Here is a 23,035-nt window from a genome sequence, read left to right on the forward strand (position 1 = left end):
AGGGTGCCACGCGCGGTCAGTCGCGGCCGGGCACCACGAACTCGCACCACACGGCCTTGCCGCCGCCGCGGGCCTCCACGCCCCACACGTCGGTGAGCAGCTCGACCAGCAGCAGGCCGCGCCCGGAGACACCCGACTCGCCCGCTTCCCGGCGGCGCGGCAGGGCGCTGGAGGTGTCCTCGACCTCCACGCGCAGGCGGCGCTCGGCGCCGGTGAGGACCCGCAGGGTGACGGTCGCGGCGCCCTCGGTGTGCATCAGGGCGTTGGTGATGAGCTCGTCGGCGGCCAGCTCGATCTCGTCGGCCCGGTCGCCGGCCCCCCACGCGGCGACCGCGGTGCGGATCATGCGCCGGGCCTCGGTCAGGGCCGCCGGGTCGCCCGGAGCCACGTGCCGCTGGATGCGGCGGCCGGACCGGTACCCCTCGGGGCCGCGCCGGCGCAGCAGGAGCAGCGCCACGTCGTCGTCCCCGCCCCGCTCGTCGGCCACCTCGATGAGCCGGTCGGCCAGCTCCCGTACGTCGTCGGGGCCGGTCTCGACGAGGGCGGTGAGGGTGCCCATGCCGTCGTCGAGGTCGGCGCCGGGCTGCTCGACGAGGCCGTCGGTGCACAGCAGCAGGGTGTCGCCGGCGTCGAGTTCCACGGTGCCCACCGGGTAGTCGAGGCGGCCGAACTCGGCGGACAGGCCGAGCGGCAGCCCGCCGGCCACGGTGATCCGGCGGCAGGCTCCGCCGGTGTGGCGGATCAGCGGGTCGATGTGGCCGGCGCGCACGATCTGCAGCACGCCCGTGGTCAGGTCCGCTTCGGCGTACAGGCAGGTGGCGGAGCGGTCGGTGTCCAGTTCGTGCAGGAAGACGGAGGCGCGCGCCATGACCGTGGCCGGCGGGTGCCCCTCCGCCGCGTAGGCCCGCAGCACGATGCGCAGCTGGCCCATGACGGCGGCCGCGTGCGTGTCGTGGCCCTGGACGTCGCCGATCACGGCGCCGACCCGGCCGCCCGGCAGCGGGATCAGGTCGTACCAGTCGCCGCCGATGTCCCGGCCGACGGCGCCGCCGAGGGTGGCGGCCCGGTAGCGCACGGCCACGTCGGCGCCGGGCACGCTCGGGATGGTGCGGGGCAGCATCGCCTGTTGCAGGCCCTGGGCCAGGTCCATCTCCTGCTCGTAGAACATGGCCCGTTGCAGGCTCTGGGCGATGCTGCTGCCGAGGGCGACGAGGACGTTGCGCTCCTCGGCGGTGAAGCCGCGCCGGTCGCTGTAGAGCAGGCCCATGGCGCCGATGGGCCGGGCCTGGACGATGAGCGGCAGGTAGGCGGCCGAGGTGATGTTCAGGCCCGTGATGTGCGGCCACAGGATCGGGTAGCGCTGGGCGAACTCCTCGGGCGACTCGATGAACCGCGGCCCGAGGGTCCGTACGGCCTCGCTCATCGGGTACGGGTCGTCGATGCGGGTGATGCGGGTGCCGGGCACGGAGCTCTCCGTGGGGCCCTCGGCGATCAGCCGGATCCGGCCGGCCTCGACCAGGCCCATGACGAGGCTGGTGGCGCCCAGGTGGACGAGGCCGTGGGTGTCCGTGAGGACGTCGATGACGTCCTGGACCGTGCGGGCGTGGGCGAGGGCGGCCGTGGTGAGTTCGACGACGCTGGTCTGCTGGCGGCGCGCCTCGTCCCGGGCGGCCTGCTCGCGGCGGACGCCGATCTCGCCGAGCTCCTGGGTGGCGTCGCGGACGATGCCGATGATGCGGCGGGGCCGTCCCGTCCCGTCGCGGCGGATGTAGCCCTGGGTGTGGGTCCAGCGCAGGGTGCCGTCGCGGCGGCGCAGGCGGAAGTAGGCGCCGTAGTTCTCGCTGCCGTCCTTCAGGGCCTGGGACACGACCGTGTCCAGGCGCAGCGCCTCGGCGGGCGGGACGCGTGCGGACAGGGTGGCGGGGTCGCCGGCGTACTCGTCGGGGCGCACGTCGAAGACGTCGTGGGCCTGGGCGTCCATCTGCATCAGGCCGGTGTCCAGATCCCAGTCGAAGCTGCCCATCCGGTTGAGCGCGAGAATCGGATCCGGGTGGGCGGGCCAGTCGTCCGGGAGAGACAGGGCGGCGCTCGCTCCCCGATCAGCCATGCGCCCACCTTGCCAGCATTTGTCCGATTCTTCGACCGGATGGGTCGAACGCGTTCGACCGGACGGGTCGGGGGGCCGGACCGGGCCGGTGTTCGCCGGGCGGGCGGCGGGGTAGCCGCATAGTGTTCTTCACCGAGCGTGACGGTGGGACCGGGCGCGGCACGGGAGGAGCGCACGGCTGTGGACTGGTTCACCGCATCCGACTACTGGCTGACCCGCCTGGTCTTCCAGCGGGCCCTGGCCGCCGTGTACCTGGTGGCGTTCCTGACGGCGGCGCTGCAGTTCCGCCCGCTGATCGGGCGGCGGGGCATGCTGCCGGTGCCGCGGTTCGTGTCGCGGGTGCCGTTCGGGCGGGCGCCGAGCCTGTTCCAGCTGCACTACTCCGACCGCTTCTTCGCCCTGTGCGCGTGGGCGGGGTGCGCCGTGTCGGCGGGCCTGCTGGCCGGGCTGGACTCCCTGCTGCCGCTGTGGGGCGGCATGCTGCTGTGGCTGGTGCCGTGGGCGCTGTACCTGTCGATCGTCAACGTGGGGCAGACCTGGTACTCGTTCGGCTGGGAGTCGCTGCTGCTGGAGGTGGGCTTCCTCGCCGTGTTCCTCGGCAACGACGAGGTGGCGCCGCCGCTCGTGGTGCTGTTCCTGCTGCGGTGGATCCTGTTCCGGGTGGAGTTCGGCGCCGGGCTGATCAAGATGCGCGGCGACGAGTGCTGGCGCCGGCTCACCTGTCTGGAGCACCACCACGAGACCCAGCCGATGCCGGGCCCGCTCAGCTGGTTCTTCCACCGGCTGCCCCGGCCGCTGCACAAGGCCGAGGCCGCCGCGAACCACGTCACCCAACTCGTGGTCCCCTTCCTGTTGTTCACTCCGCAGCCGGTCGCCACGGCCGCCGCGGCGCTGATGATCGTCACCCAGCTGTGGCTGGTGCTGTCGGGCAACTTCTCGTGGCTGAACTGGATCACCATCGTGCTGGCGCTGTCGGCGGTGCGGTTCCCTGCCGACCCGCCCGACGTGCCGGACGCCCCGCTGTGGTTCGCCGTCGTCGTGCTGACCGTGTGCGCCGTGCTGCTGGCCCTGAGCGCGCGGCCGGTGCGCAACATGCTGTCCCGCCGCCAGGTGATGAACCGCTCCTTCGACCCGCTGCACCTGGTGAACACCTACGGGGCCTTCGGCAGTGTGAGCCGGGTGCGCTACGAGGTGGTGGTGGAGGGCACCGCGGACACCGCGCCGCGGCCGGACTCCGGCTGGCGGGAGTACGAGTTCCGCGGCAAGCCCGGGGACCCGCGGCGCTGGCCGCGGCAGTTCGCTCCCTACCATCTGCGCCTGGACTGGCTGATGTGGTTCGCGGCCCTCTCCCCCGCCTACGCCGAGCCATGGTTCGGGACGTTCGTGGAGCGGCTGCTGGAGGGCGACCGGGACACCTTGAGGCTGCTGCGCCGCTCCCCCTTCCCGCCGGACGCGCCCCCGCGGTACGTGCGCGCCCGGCTGTTCCGCTACCGCTTCACGACCTGGCGTGAGCTGCGGGAGACGGGCGCGTGCTGGGAGCGCACGTACGTGCGGGAGTTCCTGCCCCCGACGCGGCTGGCGAAGCCGGTGCACCGGCCGTGACCCCGTCCGCCGGGGCCCTCGCCGGTCAGGACGGCCGCCGCGGCGGGTGCTCGTCCGGTACGGGGGCCCGGCCCGGCGCCGGGGCCTCGTCCGGTACGGGGGCCTCGGCGGGCAGGAGGCCCTCGGTGCGCAGCTCCTGCCAGAACGCCTGCGGCACCCGGGTGGCGAACTGGTCGGCGCAGTCGTGCACTTCGCGGGCCGAGCGGGCTCCGACGAGGACGGTGGCGACCGCCGGGTGCGCGGCGCAGAAGGCCAGGGCGGCGGCGCGCAGCGTGGTGCCGTGGCGGTCGGCGAGCGCCTTCAGCCGCAGCGCCCGCCGCACCAGCTCCGGGGGCGCGTCGGTGTAGTCGTACCGCGCGCCCGGCCTCGGGTCGGCCAGCAGACCGGAGTTGAAGGCGCCGCCGATGACGACGGACCTGCCGCGCGCGTGTGCCGTGGGCAGCAGGTCGCGCAGCGCGCTCTGGTCGAGCAGGGTGTAGCGGCCGGCGCACAGCACCACGTCGACGTCGGTCTCGCGGACGAAGCGGGTGAGCATCTCCGCCTGGTTCATGCCGGCGCCGATCGCGCGGACCACGCCCTGCGAGCGGAGCTCCTCCAGCGCCGGGTACCCCTCGCGGAACGCCTGGCCCGCGTGCTCGTCCGGGTCGTGGAGGTAGACGACGTCGACGCGGTCGAGGCCCAGCCGTTCGAGGCCGGCCTCCAGCGTGCGGCGGATCCCGTCGGCGCTGAAGTCCCACACCCGGCGGTGGGTGGCGGGCACGGCGAAGCCGCTCGCGAGGTCGTCACCGCGGCCGTCGGCGCTCTCCAGGCGGCGGCCCACCTTGGTGGAGACCGTGTACTGGTCGCGGGGCCTGCCGCGCAGGGCCGCGCCCAGGCGGCGCTCGGACAGGCCGAGGCCGTAGTGCGGGGCCGTGTCGAAGGAGCGGATGCCCCGGTGCCAGGCGGCCTCCACGGCCTCCTGCGCCTCCTCCTCGCCGACCTCGGTGTACAGGTTGCCGATGGCGGCGGCGCCGAAGGACAGGGCCCCGACCCGGACGCCGCTGCCGCCGAGCCGGTTCACCGGGCCACCCCACGCGTCCCCGGGCCCCGCCTGCTCCACCGCGGGCCCGCACGGCCCTCGTCGTCGCTCATCCTCACGGCTCCTTCCTCGTCCGGCTCCGGCACCGCGGTGGCCCGGAGGTCCCGCCGTTGATCCGGCTCGTCCACGGACGTGACCTGCTTCTTCCCGCGACCGTCAGGCGCGCCGCAGCCGCAGCGTCACCAGCTCGAACGGGCGCAGCCGCACCGCGATCCGGCCGCCGTCCGCCTCCGGTGCCGGTGCGCCGGCCAGGGGGCGTTCCAGCAGGTCCGTCACCGCGACGCCCGCCACCTCGAATCCGGCGGTGAGCGTGGCGCGCGCCCGGCCGCCGAACGCCTCGTGGAAGCGGACGACGACGTCACCGCTGCCGTCGTCGGCCAGCTTGACCGCCGTGACGACCACGGCGTCCTGGTCGGACGCCACCAGCGGCGCGACCTCGCCGGCGCCGGACAGCCGCCGTTCGGGCTGGTTGATCCGCCAGCCCTCGCGGACCGCGTCACCGATGCCGGCGCCGGGCACCAGCGCGTGCCGGAAGCGGTGCACGCCCTGGTCGGTCTCCGGGTCGGGGAAGCGCGGAGCGCGCAGCAGGGACACGCGGACGGTGGTGGTCGTGCCGCCGTCGCCGTCGGTGCGGACGGTGCGCGTCACGTCGTGGCCGTACGTGGAGTCGTTGACGACCGCGACGCCCCAGCCCGGTTCCTCCAGGTGGACGAACCGGTGGGCGCACGCCTCGAACTTGGCCGCCTCCCAGGAGGTGTTGGTGTGGGTGGGCCGGTGGAAGTGCCCGAACTGGGTCTCCGACGCGTACCGTTCGGCATGCACGTCGAGCGGGAAGGCGAGCTTGAGGAACTTCTCCGTCTCGTGCCAGTCGACCTCCGTGTCCACGACCAGCCGCCGCTCCCCCGGAGCCAGGGACAGCAGCTGGGTGACGCGGGAGGCGCCGAAGGACCGGACGACCCGCACGCCCTCGCCGTCGGGGGCGACCTCCTCGGCGTCGGTCAGGTCGGTGACCGTGTTGCGGTAGAACTCGTCGACGTCCCAGGCGTCCCACATGTTCGGGAAGTCGGGGTGCAGCTGGAGCAGGTTCGCGGCCCGGCCGGGGGCGATGGTCTCCCGGTCGGCCTCGACGTCGTACGCGGACACCACGAGCCCCCGGGCGTCGATCTCGACCCGGAGCAGGCCGTTGTCCAGGACGTGCCCGCCCCCGGGCCGGTCGGTGCGGGCCGTGCGCGCCGGCTCGGCCGGGGTGCGCGCACCCCCGGCCGGGACGCCGGCCCGGGTGTGCGGGGCGGCGTTGAAGACCAGCGGAATCCGCCCCTCGCCCGCGAGGGCGCGCTGGGCGGCGTCGATGATCCGCTCCAGTTCCTCGGCCACCTGCTCGTAGGTCCGGCGGGCCTCGCGGTGCACCCAGGCGATGGACGAGCCGGGCAGGATGTCGTGGAACTGGTGCAGCAGCACCGTCTTCCAGATGCGGTCCAGGTCCTCGTAGGGGTAGGGGAACCCGGTGCGCACGGCCGCCGTGGCGGCCCACAGTTCGGCCTCCCGGAGCAGGTGCTCGCTGCGGCGGTTGCCCTGCTTGGTCTTCGCCTGGCTGGTGAGGGTGGCGCGGTGCAGCTCCAGGTAGAGCTCACCGACCCAGACGGGCGGTTCGGGGTACTCGGCGGCGGCCTTCTCGAAGAAGGCCCGCGGGGTCTCCCAGGTGACCGTGGCCGAACCCTCCAGATCGCGCAGCCGGGCCGCCTTGGCGACCATCTCGCGGGTGGTGCCGCCGCCTCCGTCGCCCCAGCCGGTCGGGGCGAGGGAGTGGCGGGCGACGCCCTTGTCCTTGAAGTTGCGGGCGGCGTGGGCGATCTCGCTGCCCCTCATGGAGCAGTTGTAGGTGTCGACGGGCGGGAAGTGGGTGAAGATCCGTGTGCCGTCGATGCCTTCCCACTGGAAGGTGTGGTGGGGGAACTTGTTCGTCTGCGACCAGGAGATCTTCTGCGTCAGCAGGTACTTCGCGCCGGCGGCCTTGATGATCTGGGGCAGGCCCGCGGCGAAGCCGAACGTGTCCGGCAGCCACGCCTCGTCGTTCTCGATGCCGAACTCGTCGAGGAAGAAGCGCTTGCCGTGCACGAACTGCCGGGCCATCGCCTCGGAGCCGGGCATGTTGGTGTCGGACTCCACCCACATGCCGCCGGCCGGCACGAACCGCCCGTCCGCCACGGCCTTCTTCACCCGGGCCCACACCTCGGGCCGGTGGTCGCGCACCCACGCCCATTGCTGGGCCTGCGACATGGCGAAGACGAACTCCGGCTCGTCGTCGAGAAGCGCGGTCATGTTGGAGGTGGTGCGGGCCACCTTGCGCACGGTCTCGCGCAGCGGCCACAGCCACGCCGAGTCGATGTGGGCGTGCCCGACGGCGCTGATGCGGTGGGCGGAGGGGGCCGCGGGCGTGGCGAGGACGTCGGCGAGCCGCGAACGGGCGGCTGCGGCGGTGCCGTTGACGTCCTGGAGGTCCAGGGCGTCGAGTGCCTTGTCGACCGCCCGGAGGATCTCCCAGCGGCGGGCGGACTCCGCGGGCAGTTCGGCCATCAGCTCGCCGAGCACCTCCAGGTCGATCGCCAGCTGCCACACCGTCTCGTCGAAGACGGCGAGGTCCATGCGGGCGAGGGTGTACTGCGGTTCGCTGCCCGCGGTCTCCTTGTCGCCGAGCTGCGTGGGCAGGAAGGGGTGGTAGTCGAGGATGACGGGGTTGGACGCGGCCTCGACGTGCAGGCACACCTGCTCACCGCCCTCGGCGGGGGCGGCGACGCGTACCCACTGGTTGCGCGGGTTGAGGCCCTTCACGGGCGTGCCGTCGGGCCGGTACACCAGGCCCTCGCACTGGAAGCCGGGCATGTTCTCGTCGAAGCCGAGGTCGAGGATCGCCTCGACGGTCCGGCCGGCCCAGGCCTGGGGAACCGTGCCGGTGACGCGGAACCAGCTGGTGCCCCAGGGAGCACCCCAGCGGGCGCCCGTCTCGATCGGCTCGGGCTCCGCCGCGAGACCCTCGGCGACGGGGACGGGCTCGCCCGGGGCGTGCCACACGGCGACCTGGAGCGGCACGGACTCGGGGTACACGGCGGGGCGGACGCGCTCGTCGAGGACGCGCTTGAGGCGGGCTTCGACCAGGCTGCGGTCGTCATGCATACGGGATGCTCCCTAGAGGGGGGTGGTTACCAGGCGTGGGTCAGGGTCACGGGTGCCGACGAGGTGTAGAGCTCCCCCACGGCCCGCAGTTCGAACCGTGCGGCCCGCTCGCCCTGCTCGGGTTCCAGCCCGGCGACGAAGAACGCCCGCTGGCAGGTGCCGCCGAGGAAGCGGCGGGTGCCGTCGGGGAGCCGGCGGTGCAGGGTGTAGTGGCGGACGGCACCGCGGGCCGGGTTCCACAGCAGGCGCAGGTCCCCGCCGGACGCGGCGGCGACGCGCAGGCCGGTGGGCGCGGCCGGGGTGGCCCGGGAGGCGGTCCGCACGGCGAGTGCGCCGAGCCGCCACCGTACGGGGCCGCCGGGGTCCAGGGGGGTGAGCCGGACACCGAGTGCCCGGACGGTCCCGGGCGGACCGGTGAGCCGCACGGTCGAGGTGTGCCAGGCGTCCGAGGCCCGTACGGGGACGTACCGGTACGGCGGTGCGGCGCCCGGGGTGTCCGGTTCGCCGGTGGCGACGGCCAGTTCGACGCGGACCCGGCCGGAGTCGGTGCGGTGGGTCAGCTCGACGACCGTGCCCGCGGTGCGGGGCAGCCGGGTGGCGTACAGGTCGAGGACGGCCGGTTCGGTGAGCTCGCCGTCGACGAGGACACTGCTGCCGCCGCGCCAGGCGTCCTCGAAGTCGAAGGACACCGCGGGGCGGCTGCCCTCGGTGTGCACCACCCAGCGCCGGGAGGGCAGCCGGTCCTGAAGGCCGAGATGGTTCCAGGGGGTGTCGGAGGTGATCACGCCGTCCTCGAACCAGCGCAGTCCGTGCCCGGTGTTGAAGGAGCTGGCGAACGGTACCGAGGTGACGGTCGAGCGGTCGGCGACGGTCACGGCGGGTGCCCGCCAGGGGTCCGTGCCGTCCGGGCGCGAGGGATCGAGGGAGCGGCCGGTCCAGAAGCGGTCGTCCGCGGCGTGGAAGGAGGCCGGGTCCCGCCGGTCGGCGGGCAGGTGGTTGCGGGTCCACTCGGGCCGGTAGAGGCCGATCGAGGCGAGGTGGGCCCCGTCCCGCGGCACGATCGCGTCCCACCGCACCGGGGTGTTCCAGCCGCCGGCCTCGACGTCCACGCCCGCCCACAGGTCGTAGCGGCTGCGGCCCAGTTGCTCGGCCCTGCTCGCGGAGGAGACCAGGCTGTTCGCGCTCCAGCGGAAGTCGACGAACATGTCGTCGGAGGTCCGGAAGAACGGTTCGTTCTGCCCGTCGAGGGCGCCCTGCCAGCTGACCGTGCCGTTCACCGTCATGGCGTCGTACCAGGTGACGCGCTGCCCCTTGGCCGCCGCGCGGGTCTTCAGCTCCCGCAGGAAGCTCAGCATGTCGGCGCCGAGGGCGGCATCCCCTCCCCCGGTCTCGGCGTTGACGAACCAGCCGTCGAACCCGTGGGCCTCGGCGACCGCGACCAGCCGTTCGGCGAGCGGGTGGCCTCCGGCGGCGTCCTTCTGCACCAGGTCGCGGGTCCAGCGCAGTTGCCCGCCGTAGGCGACGGGTGGCAGGAAGACGTTGCCGAGGACGGGCACGCCGTGCCGGTGGGCGGCGTCCACGATCGGCGCGTTCGGGGCGAGGATCAGCCCTTCGCCCGACGACCCGCCCCAGAAGACCAGTTCGTCGATGTAGGCCCAGTGGGACAGGGCGTAGAAGTCGGCGGTGGGGGCTCCCTGGGAGGGGTTGCCCGCCGTGGGGCCGAAGGAGACCAGCGACTGGATGCGGGCCTGGCCGGCGCGGGCGGTGGCGTTGGCGGGTGCCGGGGTGAATCGGGCGGCCAGCGGCACGGACGACGCGTTGAAGGCGAGATCCGGGTCGTCCTCGGCGCGCCAGGACTTCAGGCTGCGCCAGGTGATGCCGGGGCCGGGGGTGCCTTCGGGGAGGGAGTCCGGGTACCAGTAGGACGCGAACGGCGGGGTGGCGGCCCGCGGGGCCGCCGTCGCGGGCAGGGCGGGGACGAGCGCGGCCGCGGCGCCGGCGAGCAGCACGGTGCGTCGGGTGGGGGTCACGGGCGGGTGCCTCCTTCGAGGACCTGGTCGGCGGTGACGGTCTCGGTGATGCCGCGTGCGGACAGGTGCTCCCGGTCGGTGGTCCGGGTGTCGAGGACGGTGGTGGGGCGCGCCCCGTCGGCGACCAGCCGGAAGAAGGCCTCGAAGACGGGCCCGCCGGGCGCGCACCGTGACCGGGCGGACGGGTCGGCGGGGACCACGAGCGCGGTGGTGCGGGCCGCCGGTGCGGACGGCGCCGAGCGCGCGGCCCGCGCCAGCACCAGGGCGGTGTCCTTCGGCTTGCGGTCGTTGGTCATGAGGCCCAGTCCGTACTCCAGGTCGGGGAAGTCGGCGAGGCCGCGGGAGACGTCGTGGGAGCACCACCAGGTGACGCCCCACAGGTCCGGGCAGTCCAGGGCGTGCGCGACGGTCGCCTCGGTGAAGGCGGCGGCGTGCTCGGGCGGGACCAGGGGCGCGGGGGCGCCGACCTCCTGGAGCCAGACCGGCCGGCGCGGGTCGCCGGCCCAGGCCTTGCTCAGCTCGACCAGGTAGGCCGCGTGGTGCTCGCTCGGCACGGAGGTGCGGCCGTGGCGCTGGGCGGTGCCGTTGAACACCCAGGAGTGCACGGCCGTGACGGCGCCGTGCCGGGCGGCCTGGCCCGGGGTGAAGGGCTGGTCGTCCTGGTACCAGGTGGCGTCGTACTCGGCGTGCAGGTGCAGCCGGCCCGGGGCGCCCTCCTCGCAGGCGGCGAGCATCCGGGTGAGCCAGGTGTCGATCTCGCCGGGTGTGGCCCGGTCCGGGTCGGGGTGGGGTCCGGCGGAGAACTGGTTGACCTCGTTGCCGAGGGTCATGCCGATGAAGTTGGGCCGGTCGGCGAGGGCGGCGGCGAGGGTGCGCAGCAGGGCGGCTTGGCCGTCGAGCACGTCGGGGTCGGTGAACAGGTTGCGCCGGTGCCAGGTCCGGGTCCAGGCGGGCAGGAAGTCGAAGCTGCTCAAGTGACCCTGCAGACCGTCCACGTTGACGTCCAGGCCGCGTTCGGCGGCGGCGTCGGCGAGCGCGACGAGCTGCTCCACGGCCCGCGGGCGGATCAGGCTGCGGTTGGGCTGGAAGTACGGCCACAGCGGGAAGACGCGGACGTGGTCGAGGCCGAGCGCGGCGATCGAGTCGAGGTCGGCGCGCACGGAGTCGAGGTCGAAGTCGAGCCAGTGGTGGAACCACCCTTCGCTGGGCGTGTAGTTGACGCCGAAGCGCACGGCTTGAGGCATGCGGGTCCCTTGCGACGGAGGACGGAGGTACGGGGTCAGCCCTTGACGGCGCCCTCGCCGACGCCGCGGAAGAAGTACCGCTGGAGGCAGGCGAAGAGGGCGATCAGCGGTGCGACGGCGATGATCGTGCCCGCGGCGACGAGGCGTTCGTCGTTGGCGAAGGTGCCGTGCAGGTAGTCGAGGCCGATGGTGAGGGTGAACTTGGAGGGGTCGCTCAGCACGATGAGCGGCCACAGGAAGTCGTCCCAGGCGCCCATGAAGGCGAAGATCGCGACGACGGCGAGGGTGCCCTTGACCGAGGGCAGGGCGATGCGCAGGAAGCGCTGCCACACGTCGGCGCCGTCGACGAAGGCCGCCTCCTCGATCTCGTAGGGCAGGTTGAGGAAGGCGTTGCGCATCAGCAGGACGTTCATGGCGCCGATGCAGCCCGGCAGGACCACGCCGACCAGGGTGTTGTTGAGGCCGAGCTCCCGCATGGTGGTGAACTGGGCGATGATGATGCCCTCGACGGGGACGAGCATCGCCAGGACGAAGGCCAGGGTGGCGGCGCGGCGGCCGCGGTAGCGCAGACGGGCCAGGGCGTAGCCGGCGAGGGCCGAGCCGGCGCAGTTGGTGACGACGTTGGCGGTGGCGACCTTCAGGGAGTTGAGGGCGTAGTCCCACACGGGGATGGTGTCGGCGACCCGCTCGTAGTTGTGCAGGGTGGGGTCGCCCGGCAGGAACGCCGGAGGGGAGCTGTAGATGTCCTCGGTGGGGCCCTTGAGGGAGGTGGACAGCTGCCACAGGAACGGGCCGATGGTCAGGGCGAGGACGGCGAGCAGCAGGACGTAGCGCAGGGCGAGTTCCCACACCCGGACGCGGCGGCCGTGCTCGTCGGTGATCCGCGGTTCGCGGGCCGCGGCGGGCGCCTTCCGCCCGGGAGGTGCCTTCCGGAGGACGCTCACGAGTCCTCCTTCCTGTCGGCGCGCAGCACGAGCAGCATCAGGGCCACGGTGACGGCGAAGACGACGACGGAGAGGGCGGAGGCGTAGCCGACCCGGCCGCTCAGGCCGGTGCCGGTGCGCTGGACGAGCATGACGAGGGTGGTGTCCTCGCCGGCCGGGCCGCCGCTCGGGCCGGCCAGCAGGTACACCTCGGAGAACACCTTGAACGCGGCGACCGAGGAGAGCGCCGCGACGAGCACCATGGTGGAGCGGACGGCGGGCACGGTCACGGTCAGGAACCGGCGCACGGCGCCCGCCCCGTCGACGGCGGCCGCCTCGTGCAGTTCGCGCGGCACGTTCCCGAGCGCCGCCAGGTAGATGATCATGTAGTAGCCGAGGCCCTTCCACACCGTGACGGCCATGGCGCTCAGCAGCAGCAGCCACTGGTCGCTGAGGAAGGCGACCTTGTCCGCACCGGCCGCCTCCAGCATCGCGTTGACCAGTCCGCGGTCGTCGAGGAGCCACACCCAGATCAGGCCGACGACGACGATCGAGGCGACGACGGGGGTGTAGAACGCGGACCGGAAGAAGGTGATGCCGGGGATGTTCCTCTGCACCAGCAGCGCCAGCAGCAGCGGCAGGACGACCAGCAGGGGCACGACTCCGACGACGTAGAGGGTGCTGTTGCGCAGCCCGATCCAGAACATGTCGTCGTGCAGCAGCTCGCGGAAGTTGGCGAGCCCCACGAACGTCCCGGGGATCAGGGTGCGGCGGTCGGTGAAGGAGTTCACCAGCGTGGAGAGGAACGGGTAGAGCACGAACGCGCCGGTGACGAGCAGTCCGGGGGCGGCGAACAGCCAGGGGCTGGTCGGCAGTTGACGCCGCACCCGGGGGATGCCGGAGGAGGCCATGACGGGTCAGCCCTGCTGCTTCAGGAGCCGGTCGCACTCCTTGACAGCGTTGTCGAGGGCTTCCTTCGGGCTCTGCTTGCCCTGGAGCGCCTTGGCGACCTGGTTGCGCAGCGCGATCTTCATCTGCTCGCTGAACAGCACCGGCGTGTAGTTCACGGCCGTCTTCAGCGACTTGGCGGCGGCGACGCGGACGCGGGTCTCGTCGGTGCCGTCCTGCTTCGTGAAGTACGGGTCGTCCAGCGAACCGGCGGTGCTGGGGAAGATGGCGACCTTCTTGGCGAAGGACATCTGGTGCGCCGCGTCGGTCACGAAGTGCGCGAAGGCGACCGCCGCGGGCTTGCGCTTCGACTGGGAGTTCACCATCACGCCCATCACGTACATGTTGACGTGCCCGGTGCTGGTGATCTGGTCGGTGATGCCGATGTTCCTGTACAAGCTCGGCGCCTGCTTCTTGAAGTTCCCGAGGTCGAGGGCGCTGCCGGGGTTCATGGCGACGGCCCCGGTGAGGAACTTCTTGCCGGAGGACTCGGGCGTGGCGGTCAGGGCCTGCCGGTCGAGGGCCTTGGCGTCGTACAACTCCTTGTACTTGGTGAGGAGTTCCACGCCCTTGGCGTCGTCGAAGGTGAAGGCGGTGCCTTCCTTGTTCATCAGCGGGACGCCGTAGCGGCCGAAGTCCTCGATGGTGGGCACGTTGGCGAGGGTGGCGACCTTCCCGTCGCTCCTGTCCGCCATGCGCAGGGCGTCGGCGAAGAGGTCGTCGTAGGTCCTCGGCGGCTTCTGCGGGTCGAGCCCCGCCTGCTCGAACAGGGTCTTGTTGTAGAACAGCGGGCCGGTGTTGAGGTACCAGGGGAAGGCGTACGTGCCGGTCATGCCCGGTATCCGGTGGCCGGCCCAGGCGCCGGGCAGGTACTCCTTCTCGTACTGCGGCGCGGCCTTGTCCAGGTCGAGGGCCAGTCCGGCCTTGGCGAGGGGCGCCACGAGGTCGGGCGAGACGTTGACGACGTCGGGCAGGGTGCCGCCGGCGGCGTCGGCGCTGATCTTGTCGGCGTAGCCCTCGGCGGGCTGGTCGACCCACTTCACGTCGGTGCCCGGGTGCTTCTTCTCGAACTCGGCGATCAGGCCCTCGAAGTAGGGCTTGAAGTTGGCGCGCAGGTTCCAGGTCTGGAAGGTGATGTCGCCCTCGACCTTGCCCGAGGCGTCACCCGACCCGCCCCCGCCGTCCCCGGAACCGCAGGCACTGAGGGGCAGCAGGACGGCGACGGCAGCGGCGGCGAAGGCTCTGCGGGGGATGCGCACAGGGACCGGCTCCTTCGGGGGGAACGGGGCGGGGGCGGCGGAGATGACGCCGGGGCAGACATTGCATCGTCGTCTTCGGCGAAGTCAATGGATTCCGCTCGACTAAAGTCATTAGTTGGGCATTCATGCAGGTCAGGCGGGCTTCACGGCGGCTCTTGCACTAGATCACTAATGCGCTTTAGGGTGTTGGCACTCAAGCGCATTAGTGCACATGCCGTGTCGCACCGAACGGAGAGCAAGGGTGACGGAAAAGCGCTCACCGGCCCGCCGGCCGACGATGAAGGACATCGCCCGGCGGGCCGGGGTCTCCGAGAGCGCGGTCTCCTTCGCGCTGAACGGCAGGCCCGGTGTCTCCGAGGTCACCCGGGACCGGGTGCGCCGGGTCGCCGAGCAGCTGGGCTGGCGGCCCAGCACGGCGGCGCGCGCCCTGTCCGGCGAGGGGGCCGCGACCGTCGGCTTCGTCCTGGCCCGTGCGGCGGGGACGCTGGGCGTGGACTCGTTCTTCCTCCAGCTCGTCTCCGGCATCCAGGAGGTCCTCGCCGAACGGCATCTGGGGCTGCTGTTCCAGATCGCCGAGGACATCGACGACGAGTGCGCGGTGTACCGGCGGTGGTGGGCCGAGCACCGGGTCGACGGAGTCCTCGTGGTCGACCCCCGCACCGACGACCCCCGGCCCGCCCTGCTCGACGAACTGGGGCTGCCCGGCGTGGTGATCGGCGGTGACCCCGAGGAGCGGCACCCGGGGCTGTCGACGGTGTGGGCGGACGACGCGGGCGCCATGGCGGCGGTGGTGGACGGGTTGTACGCGCTCGGCCACCGGCGGATCGCGCACATCGCGGGGCTGCCCGGGCTGGCCCACACCGAGCGCCGGATCCGCACACTGCGGGCCGAGGCGCAGCGGCGGGGCCTGTCCGCCGTGCAGTCGGTGCCGACCGACTACTCGGACGAGGCGGGGGCGGCCGTCACCCGCCGGGTGCTGAGCGGTCCGGACGCCCCCACGGCCCTGATCTACGACAACGACGTGATGGCCGTCGCGGGCGTCGCCGCCGCGGCCGACCTGGGCTTCGCCGTGCCGGCCGACGTGTCCGTGGTGGCCTGGGAGGACTCCGCGCTGTGCCGTCTGGTCAAGCCGTGGCTGTCGGCGCTGTCCCGGGACAGCGTGGAGTTCGGCCGCACGGCGGCCCGCGAGCTGACCGCCCTCCTGGACGGCGGTCCGGCCCGGACCGTGCGGGTGCCGGTGCCGGAGCTGATCGAGCGCAACAGCACGGGGCCGTCCCGGGTCACGCCGTAGGGCCCGCCCCGCGGGGCGGCACGGCCGGCGCGGGTCACGCCCCGGCCGGGACCGTGCACCGCACTCCCGTGTCGGGCCACAATGGGCGGTATGCGCCCCCGCGGCACCGCCTGTGCCGCCGCCGGGCTGCTGCTGGCCGTCGCGGGCGGCTGCACCGGCGGTGACGGTTCCGCCGCGCCCGCGACCGGCACCGTGACCACGCGCGCGGCGGGGGAACGGAGCCCGAGCAGCGCCTCCCCCTCCCCCGACCGGGTCGACCCCGTCTCCCTCCCGGCGCTGATGCGGCGCGAGCACACCGGCTCGGACCTCCGGCTCGGCGACGTGCTCGACCGCACCTCCGCCTACACCCGCTACGCGGTCACCTACGAGGCGAACGGCCTGACCATCTCGGGGATCATGAACGTCCCCGAGGGCGAGGGGCCGTTCCCGGCGCTGGTCCTGGCTCACGGCTACATCGACCCGGACGTCTACGTCAGCGGCCAGGGCATGCCGCGCGAGCAGGACCGCCTGGCCCGCGAGGGCTACGTCGTCCTGCACACCGACTACCGCAACCACGCCCGCTCCGACGACGACCCGGACAACGACGTGAACCTGCGCCTCGGCTACACCGAGGACGTCATCGGGGCCGCCCTGGCCCTGCGCGACTCCGGGCGCCCGGAGATCGACGGCGACCGCATCGGGCTGTTCGGCCGGTCCATGGGCGGCGGGGTCGTGTACAACACACTGGTCGTGGCGCCCGGCCTGTTCGACGCCGCCGTGGCGTACGCCCCGGTGAGCGCGCGCCCGGAGGAGAACATCGACCACTTCCAGCGGCCCGACGGCGACCCGGTCGTCGCCGAGATCGAGGACGCGCACGGCACTCCCGGGGAGAACCCGGCGTTCTGGCGCGGCATCTCACCCCTCACCTACGCCGACCGCGTGACCGAGCCGCTGCTGATCCAGCACGGCACCGCGGACGAGACCTGCCCACCGGCCTGGTCCCGGGAGGCCGCCGCCGTGTTCGACGCGGCGGGCAAGGACGTGGAGCTGCGCACGGTCCCCGGCGAGGGCCACACCTTCGGTCCCCGCTGGGCCGCCGAGATGGACGCCACCGAGGCCTTCCTCGCACGCCATCTGCGCTGAGGGCGGCCTCCGGTCCGCCCGGTGGCCTCGACGCGCACGGACCACCGGGTGCACAGTTCTCCTTGCGTACTCGTCAGTAAGTCCGTGTCGATCCCTTCGAGGAGCCGCTGTGACCACCTGGGCCGGCCGCACCGCCGCCGAGATATCCGCCGCCGTCCGCGACAAGCGGGTCACGCCCCGCGAGGTGGTGGCCGAGCACCTCGCCCGGATCGAGCGGCTCGACGGCCGGGTCGGCGCGTTCCGTGCGGTGCGCGGCCGTGCGGCGCTGGCCGAGGCGGACGAGGTGGCGGCCCGCGGCGACTTCGCGGAACTGCCCCTGGCCGGGGTGCCCGTCGCGGTCAAGGACAACCTGCCGGTGCGCGGCGAGTCCACCCGCATCGGCTCGGCCGCGACGCCCGACACACCGGCCCAGCGCGACCATGTGACGGTCGCCCGGCTGCGGGCGGCCGGAGCGGTGGTCGTGGGACTGACGCACGTGCCGGAGCTGTGCGTCTTCGGCACGACGGACGGCGTGCTGGGCGTGACCCGCAACCCCTGGGACCCCTCGCGCTCGGCGGGCGGTTCGTCGGGCGGCAGCGCCGCCGCCGTCGCCGCCGGGATGGTTCCCGTCGCCCTCGGCAACGACGGCATGGGCTCCCTGCGCATACCGGCCGCCAACTGCGGCCTCGTCACCGTCAAGCCGGGCCGCGGCGTGGTGCCGACGGGCGACGGCGGCACCTGGTTCGGCATGGCCGAGCACGGCCCGCTCGCCACCACCGTCGAGGACGCCCGGCTGGTGCTGTCGGTCCTCGCCGGGACGGAGTTCGGGCCCGGCCCCGGCACGCTGCGGGTGGCGGTGTCGCTGCGCAGCCCACTGGCCGGGACCGTCGTCAGCCGCCCCTACGCGGCGGCCGCCCGGGACGCGGCCGGCGTGCTGATGCGGGCGGGCCACCAGGTCCGCCGCGCCGACCCGCCCTACCCCCTGTCCCTGGCGGCGACCTCGCTGACCCACTGGACGGCGGGCACGGCCGCCGACGCCCGGGCCCTCGACCCGGGCCGGCTGACCCGGCGCACCCGGGTCCACGCGCGCATCGGCCGCCCCTTCGTCCCGTCGGCGGCCTCCGGCGCGGGACGCGAGAAGCTCCGGCAGCGACTGGAGCCGTTCTTCGCGGAGCACGACGTGCTGCTCACACCCGCGCTCGCCCGCCGCTCCCCCCAGGCCGGGCCGTGGCACGAACGCGGCTGGCTGCGCAACCTGCTGGCCAACACCGCGTACTCGCCTCTGACCCCGCCGTGGAACCTGACCGGCTGGCCCGCGATGGCGGTTCCCTTCGGCACGCTCCCCTCCGGCGCCCCCTGCTCGGTGCAGCTGGTGGGACTGCCGGGCTCGGAGTCCCGACTCCTCGCGCTCGCGGAGCAGTTGGAGACCCGAAAGCCGTGGCGGCGCACCGCGCCGGTCGACTAGAGTCGGCCGGGTGACTGCCGGGTCGGCCGTAGGCCATGCACGAGTGAGGCGCCCGGCCTCGGAGTGAGCCCGGCGGGGACGGCCCCGCCCCGGCCCCTCCGAGCGCCGGAGAGGGCACGCGCCCCGCCTCATGTCTCCGCGTTCTCGTTCCCGCGCCGTTCAGCGGCGCCTCGTCACGGACCCCGACACCCGGAGAGCATCCACCCTTGTCCCCCATGCCCCGCACCGAGTTGCCGACCACGGTCGCCCGCCTCGACCACACCGCCGTCTACGCCTCCGACCGCCACCTGTCGGCGGAGTTCCTCGCGGCCGTCCTGGGTCTGGAGGTCGGCGCCCCGTTCGGCCCGTTCCTCCCGGTCGACCTGGGCAACGGCGTGACCCTCGACTACTACGAGAAGCGCGACGAGCCCGTCCAGCCCCAGCACTACGCGTTCCTGGTGCCCGAGGAGCAGTTCGACACGATGATCGCCCGGCTGGAGGCGCTCGGCGTCCCCTACTACGCCGACCCGGGCCACACCGAACCGGGCCGGGTGAACGGCCTGTTCGGCGGCCGGGGCGCCTACTTCGACGACCCGGACGGCCACAACATGGAGATCATGACCCGGCCGTACGCCCGGCCCTGACGGCCGCGGACGGCCGCGGCCGGTCCGGCCCCGGACGCCTACAGCGCCCGGTACATGATGTGCAGTCCGACGAGGCCGTGCCGGGGATGCTCGAAGGCGTCCGGGACCGTGCCGAGGACGGTGAAACCGAGCGAGGTCCACAGGCGCACGGCCGGGTTGGTCTCGACGACGGCGTTGAACACCATCCCCCGGTACCCGGCGGCCCGGGCCTCGGCCAGCAGGTGCTCCGCCAGGGCCCTGCCGTGGCCCCGGCCGCCCCGGTCGGGGTCGACCATGAAGCCGGCGTTGGCGATCCGGGCGGCGGGACCGCCGTAGTTGGGGGTGAGGTAGGCGGAGGCGACGACGGTGCCGCCGTCGTCCTCGACGACCCAGACGCGCTTCGCCGGGTTCATCCACAGGACCCGGGCCTCCTCCTCGGAGGTTCCCGGGTCCCATGCGTAGGTCTCGCCCGCGGCGACGATGCGGTGCCAGAACGGCCAGATGCGAGGCCAGTCGTCAGCCGTTGCTTCCCTGATCAGCATGGGTGCGAGTGTGGCACGCCCATGCGTTCGCAGAGCGCGGTGGGGGCCCGCCCGTGTCAGTCGACGCTGGGCAGGATGTGGGGCTCGGCGAGGTCGTCCTCGTAGCCCGCGAGGCGGATCGGGGCCGAACGGGCCCACACGTCGAGGCTGCCGAGCTCGTCGGCCCGTCGGCCGGCGCGCTCGCCGAGTTCCTTGGGGCGCTGATCGCGCTTCGTCTTCTCCGGTGTCACCGCGCACTCCTTATGTGTCGGTCACCCTGGGGACGTACGCGCCGGTCCAGCTGCGCCTGACGCCCCCTCGGGGTTGCGTGTCATGTGCAGTTCGGACGCGGTGGCGCCGGTCGACTCACGGGAGAGCAGCCGTGGTGAACCGGCTTGTCCCAGACGGACCGTGGGTGTGGGTAGGACCCGTGCTGCTGTCCGTCCGCCTCAGGTTAACCACATGAGCGGGCACCCGCTCGATGGGGCTGAAAACAAGCGGTAACGATCGCGCGTCATCTGGCGTTCACCGGGGGTTTTCGCCCCGTTTTGTCACCCAATAGGCGTTTCACAAATCACTCGTTCGGCGTAGGTGCGCGACGACCCTTTCGAGACACGCCGCAGTGATCACGCCCTTCCGGCTCCCCCGGCGCGGCCGGGCGGGAACCGGCACTCCGTCACCGGCCCGCCGCCCGGGGCGCCCTACCACTTCCCGGGCGCGTAGTCCTTCAGGAAGACGCCGTACAGGTCCTCGCCGGCCTCGCCCCGCACGATCGGGTCGTACACCCGGGCCGCGCCGTCGACCAGGTCGAGCGGTGCGTGGAAACCGGCCTCGGCGAGCCGCAGCTTGTCGTAGTGCGGCCGCTCGTCGGTGATCCAGCCCGTGTCGACCGAGGTCATCAGGATGCCGTCGGACTGGAACATCTCCTGGGCACTGGTGCGCGTGACCATGTTCATCGCGGCCTTGGCGGCGTTGGTGTTGGGGTGCCCCGCGCCCTTGTAGCCGCGGCCGAACACTCCCTCCATCGCCGACACGTTGACGACGTACGCGCGCCCGCTCTCCGCCTTCTTCGCCGCCTCGGCCATCGCGGGGCGCAGCTTGCTGATGAGGATGAACGGCGCCGTGTAGTTGCACAGCTGGGTCTCCAGCAGCTCCACCGGGGAGATCTGCTCGATGGTCTGCACCCAGGTGTTGGTGTCGACGACGTCGGGGACGAGGCCGCCCGCGTCGATCGCCGTGCCGTCCAGGTGCCGTTCCACGCTGGCGTTGCCCGCGACCAGGGCGAGGTCGGCGACCTTCTGCGCGTCCAGGCCGCTGGTGCCGAGCGGCAGCGCGGCGAGGCCGTCGACCGCGCCGGAGTTGAACGCGCCGATGACGTGGTGGGCGGGCAGTTCACCGGCGGGCAGCGGCGCGCTCTCGCCCTCGACGAGGGCGGCATAGGCCGACGGCAGCCGGCGGACCGTCTGGGTCGCGTTGTTGACGAGGATGTCGAGCGGGCCCGCCTCGGCGACCTGCTCGGCGAGGGCCACCGCCTGGGCCGGGTCGCGCAGGTCGATCCCCACGACCTCGAGCCGGTGCATCCATTCCGCGGAGTCGTCCATGGCCTTGAAGCGGCGGATGGCGTCCTTGGGGAAGCGCGTGGTGATCGTGGTGTGGGCACCGTCGCGCAGCAGCCTGAGCGCGATGTACATGCCGATCTTGGCCCGGCCGCCGGTGAGCAGGGCGCGCTTGCCGGACAGGTCGGCCCGGACGTCGCGCTTCTCGCGGTTGACGCGGGCGCAGTCCGGACAGAGCTGGTGGTAGAAGTAGTCGACCTCCACGTAGCGCGACTTGCAGGTGTAGCAGGAGCGCGGGCGCTGGAGTATCCCCGCGATCCGGCCCTCCTCGGTGCGCGAGGAGGGCAGCAGGCCCTCGGTCTCGTCGTCGATGCGCTGGGCCGAGCCGGTCGCCGTGGCCTCCGTGACCGCCTTGTCGTGGGCGGTCTTGGCGGCCCGGCGCTCCTGGCGGCGGCGCTGCTTGACCGTGCGGTAGACGCCCGCGGTGGCCCGGCGCACGGCGATCGCGTCCGGGTGGTCGACCTCGAGCTTGTCGAGTTCCTCGAGCACGCTGAGACAGACGGCCAGGCGCTCGGGGTCGATACCGGGTCCGTACGGGAGCCCGCTCGCCTCGTTGATGGCCTGCGGGCCGTCCTCTGTCACCGTCATCGCCGCTGCGTTCCCTGCTCTGCCGTCGTGGCGCGCCGGTCGCGCCCGCATTCGAACGGCGAATTTTACTTCAGCGCCGGGCCGCTCCGCCAAACCCGTGCCCGTTCAGGGCCGGCACACCTCGGTCAGCTCCGCCACCTCCCGGGAGACGGCGTCGGCGAACAGGCCGAGGTCGGGTACCGCCTCGCCGTCCGCGACCAGCCCGTAGTGGACGCTGCCCCGGTAGGTGGAGACGGCGACCGCCAGGGAGTGGCCGGGGGCCAGCGGGGCCAGCGGGAAGACGGCGGTGAGCGGGTGGCCGCCGAGCCTCAGGCCGAGGCTGGGCAGCGGCACGCTGGTCACGAGCAGGTCGAACCAGAGCCGTGCCGCCTGCCCGACGACGGGTCCGCCCAGCCGGTGGACCAGGGCGGGGACGTGGTCGGCGAGCAGGGCGACGGCGCCCGCGCCCCGGTGGGGGCCGGCGTCCTTGTTGCGGTCCATGGCCTCCCGGACCGAGGCCAGGCGGGCCAGCGGGTCCGGGTCCTCCACGGGAAGCCGTATCAGGTACCCGGAGAGCCGGTTGCCCTGCGGGTGCGCGGTGCGCGGACGGCGCCGGGAGACGGGGATCAGGGCCCGGGGTGCGACGCCCTCGCTGCCGTCGCCGCGTTCGTCGAGCCAGCGGCGCAGGGCGCCGGCGACGACGGCGATGAGCACGTCGTTGACCGTGCCGCCGACGCTCTTGCGGATCCGGTGCACGTCGTCGAGGTCCAGCACCACCCCGGCGGTACGACGGGTGCCGCTCGGCTCGCAGCCGAGCGCCGGGGCGGAGCGCACGTCGAGGGAGGAGCGGGCGACGGCGGAGCCGATGTCCAGGGCGCGGCCCACGTCGGACAGGGCGCCGCGCACCATCCCGGGCAGGTCGCGCACGTCCGGGAGGAGGGGGCGCGGGGGCGCGGCGGGGCGGGGGCGGGACGCGGGCAGGTCCATCGGGTCCATGACGCCCGCGGCGAGGGTCAGCGCCCGCAGCCCGTCGGCCAGGGCGTGGTGGAACTTGAACAGCACCGCGAAGCAGTCGCCGTCCGCGCCCGGCAGCACATGGGCCTCCCAGGGCGGCCGGCCCCGCTCCAGCGGGCGTCCCATGAGGCGTCCCGCCGCCGCGTGGAAGTCGGCGGCGGGGGCGTGCAGCCGGACGTGGTGCACGGGGTCGAAGTCCGGGTCCGGTTCGCGGGCGGCGCCGCCGAAGGAGAAGGGGCTGCGCAGGGCGGCGGGCAGCGGCTGCCACACGTCGCGGATCCGCATGCGCAGCCCGGGGACGCCGGCCGCGCGGGCCGCGAGGAGGTCCGCCGCGTGGGCGCCCGCGGTGGGCGAGTGCGCGGTGAAGATCCCGAGGGCGCCGAGGTGCATCGGGTGGTCCGCGGACTCGAGGTTCCAGAACGCCAGGTCCAGAGGAGCGAGCAGATCAGCAGTCAAGGGCTTGCCTCGGTCGACGACGGATGAGCCGGCAGTCAAT

Annotated in this window: 17 protein-coding genes; 5 read left to right on the forward strand and 12 right to left on the reverse strand. The window is 73.4% G+C overall.

Going from position 1 to position 23,035, the window contains the following annotated elements; genetic code table 11:
• Nucleotides 1-16: 16 nt before the first annotated feature.
• Nucleotides 17-2,107 (reverse strand): SpoIIE family protein phosphatase, encoded by a 2,091-nt coding sequence (locus tag ACH4C6_RS08245; protein WP_398107707.1) that lies wholly within the window; start codon nucleotides 2,105-2,107, stop codon nucleotides 17-19.
• 180 nt (nucleotides 2,108-2,287) lie between these two features.
• On the opposite strand from ACH4C6_RS08245, the gene ACH4C6_RS08250 reads away from it, so the two are divergent.
• The gene (locus ACH4C6_RS08250) at nucleotides 2,288-3,709 is read left to right on the forward strand and encodes a lipase maturation factor family protein (protein WP_398107708.1); all 1,422 of its coding nucleotides are present in this window, start codon (nucleotides 2,288-2,290) and stop codon (nucleotides 3,707-3,709) included.
• 25 nt (nucleotides 3,710-3,734) lie between these two features.
• Here ACH4C6_RS08250 and ACH4C6_RS08255 read toward each other — a convergent pair whose 3' ends face one another.
• The 7 genes from ACH4C6_RS08255 to ACH4C6_RS08285 form a co-directional block, all read right to left on the reverse strand.
• On the reverse strand, nucleotides 3,735-4,769 hold the full coding sequence (locus ACH4C6_RS08255; RefSeq protein WP_398107709.1) for an aldo/keto reductase: 1,035 nt from the start codon (nucleotides 4,767-4,769) through the stop codon (nucleotides 3,735-3,737).
• 174 nt (nucleotides 4,770-4,943) lie between these two features.
• Nucleotides 4,944-7,958 carry an alpha-mannosidase gene (locus ACH4C6_RS08260; protein WP_398107710.1) on the reverse strand — a complete coding sequence of 1,005 codons (3,015 nt, stop codon included), beginning with the start codon at nucleotides 7,956-7,958 and terminating at the stop codon, nucleotides 4,944-4,946.
• A 26-nt stretch (nucleotides 7,959-7,984) separates the two neighbouring features.
• Nucleotides 7,985-9,988, reverse strand: coding sequence for an endo-beta-N-acetylglucosaminidase (locus ACH4C6_RS08265; protein WP_398107711.1), 2,004 nt, complete (start codon nucleotides 9,986-9,988; stop codon nucleotides 7,985-7,987).
• Complete coding sequence (locus ACH4C6_RS08270; RefSeq protein ID WP_398107712.1) at nucleotides 9,985-11,232, reverse strand: glycosyl hydrolase; 1,248 nt, start codon at nucleotides 11,230-11,232, stop codon at nucleotides 9,985-9,987. The genes ACH4C6_RS08265 and ACH4C6_RS08270 overlap by 4 nt, the downstream gene beginning before the upstream one ends.
• A 35-nt stretch (nucleotides 11,233-11,267) precedes the next feature.
• Nucleotides 11,268-12,176, reverse strand: a complete 909-nt coding sequence (locus tag ACH4C6_RS08275) for a carbohydrate ABC transporter permease (RefSeq protein WP_398107713.1) — start codon at nucleotides 12,174-12,176, stop codon at nucleotides 11,268-11,270.
• The gene (locus tag ACH4C6_RS08280) at nucleotides 12,173-13,066 is read right to left on the reverse strand and encodes a carbohydrate ABC transporter permease (RefSeq protein ID WP_398107714.1); all 894 of its coding nucleotides are present in this window, start codon (nucleotides 13,064-13,066) and stop codon (nucleotides 12,173-12,175) included. The genes ACH4C6_RS08275 and ACH4C6_RS08280 overlap by 4 nt, the downstream gene beginning before the upstream one ends.
• Nucleotides 13,067-13,072: 6 nt before the next feature.
• Nucleotides 13,073-14,362 carry an ABC transporter substrate-binding protein gene (locus ACH4C6_RS08285; protein ID WP_398107715.1) on the reverse strand — a complete coding sequence of 430 codons (1,290 nt, stop codon included), beginning with the start codon at nucleotides 14,360-14,362 and terminating at the stop codon, nucleotides 13,073-13,075.
• 277 nt (nucleotides 14,363-14,639) lie between these two features.
• Here ACH4C6_RS08285 and ACH4C6_RS08290 point away from each other — a divergent pair, with 277 nt between their 5' ends.
• The 4 genes from ACH4C6_RS08290 to ACH4C6_RS08305 all read left to right on the forward strand — a co-directional run bounded on the left by ACH4C6_RS08290 (nucleotide 14,640) and on the right by ACH4C6_RS08305 (nucleotide 18,842).
• Nucleotides 14,640-15,653 carry a LacI family DNA-binding transcriptional regulator gene (locus ACH4C6_RS08290; protein WP_398107938.1) on the forward strand — a complete coding sequence of 338 codons (1,014 nt, stop codon included), beginning with the start codon at nucleotides 14,640-14,642 and terminating at the stop codon, nucleotides 15,651-15,653.
• Between the two features lie 90 nt (nucleotides 15,654-15,743).
• Complete coding sequence (locus ACH4C6_RS08295; RefSeq protein WP_398107716.1) at nucleotides 15,744-16,775, forward strand: alpha/beta hydrolase family protein; 1,032 nt, start codon at nucleotides 15,744-15,746, stop codon at nucleotides 16,773-16,775.
• 109 nt (nucleotides 16,776-16,884) lie between these two features.
• Nucleotides 16,885-18,219, forward strand: a complete 1,335-nt coding sequence (locus tag ACH4C6_RS08300) for an amidase (protein ID WP_398107717.1) — start codon at nucleotides 16,885-16,887, stop codon at nucleotides 18,217-18,219.
• Nucleotides 18,220-18,434: 215 nt separating this feature from the next.
• Nucleotides 18,435-18,842 carry a VOC family protein gene (locus tag ACH4C6_RS08305; RefSeq protein ID WP_398107718.1) on the forward strand — a complete coding sequence of 136 codons (408 nt, stop codon included), beginning with the start codon at nucleotides 18,435-18,437 and terminating at the stop codon, nucleotides 18,840-18,842.
• A 38-nt stretch (nucleotides 18,843-18,880) separates the two neighbouring features.
• Here ACH4C6_RS08305 and ACH4C6_RS08310 read toward each other — a convergent pair whose 3' ends face one another.
• The 4 genes from ACH4C6_RS08310 to ACH4C6_RS08325 form a co-directional block, all read right to left on the reverse strand.
• The gene (locus tag ACH4C6_RS08310; RefSeq protein ID WP_398107719.1) at nucleotides 18,881-19,363 is read right to left on the reverse strand and encodes a GNAT family N-acetyltransferase; all 483 of its coding nucleotides are present in this window, start codon (nucleotides 19,361-19,363) and stop codon (nucleotides 18,881-18,883) included.
• Nucleotides 19,364-19,419: 56 nt separating this feature from the next.
• Nucleotides 19,420-19,593 (reverse strand): hypothetical protein, encoded by a 174-nt coding sequence (locus ACH4C6_RS08315; RefSeq protein WP_333936385.1) that lies wholly within the window; start codon nucleotides 19,591-19,593, stop codon nucleotides 19,420-19,422.
• Nucleotides 19,594-20,043: 450 nt separating this feature from the next.
• Complete coding sequence (locus tag ACH4C6_RS08320) at nucleotides 20,044-21,546, reverse strand: SDR family NAD(P)-dependent oxidoreductase (protein ID WP_398107720.1); 1,503 nt, start codon at nucleotides 21,544-21,546, stop codon at nucleotides 20,044-20,046.
• Nucleotides 21,547-21,651: 105 nt separating this feature from the next.
• Entirely contained in the window at nucleotides 21,652-22,995 is a 1,344-nt protein-coding gene (locus ACH4C6_RS08325; RefSeq protein ID WP_398107721.1) for a wax ester/triacylglycerol synthase family O-acyltransferase, read from the reverse strand.
• Between the last annotated feature and the right edge of the window lie 40 nt (nucleotides 22,996-23,035).

The organism is Streptomyces sp. NPDC017943 (assembly GCF_044328425.1).
Taxonomy (GTDB): Bacteria; Actinomycetota; Actinomycetes; order Streptomycetales; family Streptomycetaceae; genus Streptomyces; species Streptomyces djakartensis_A.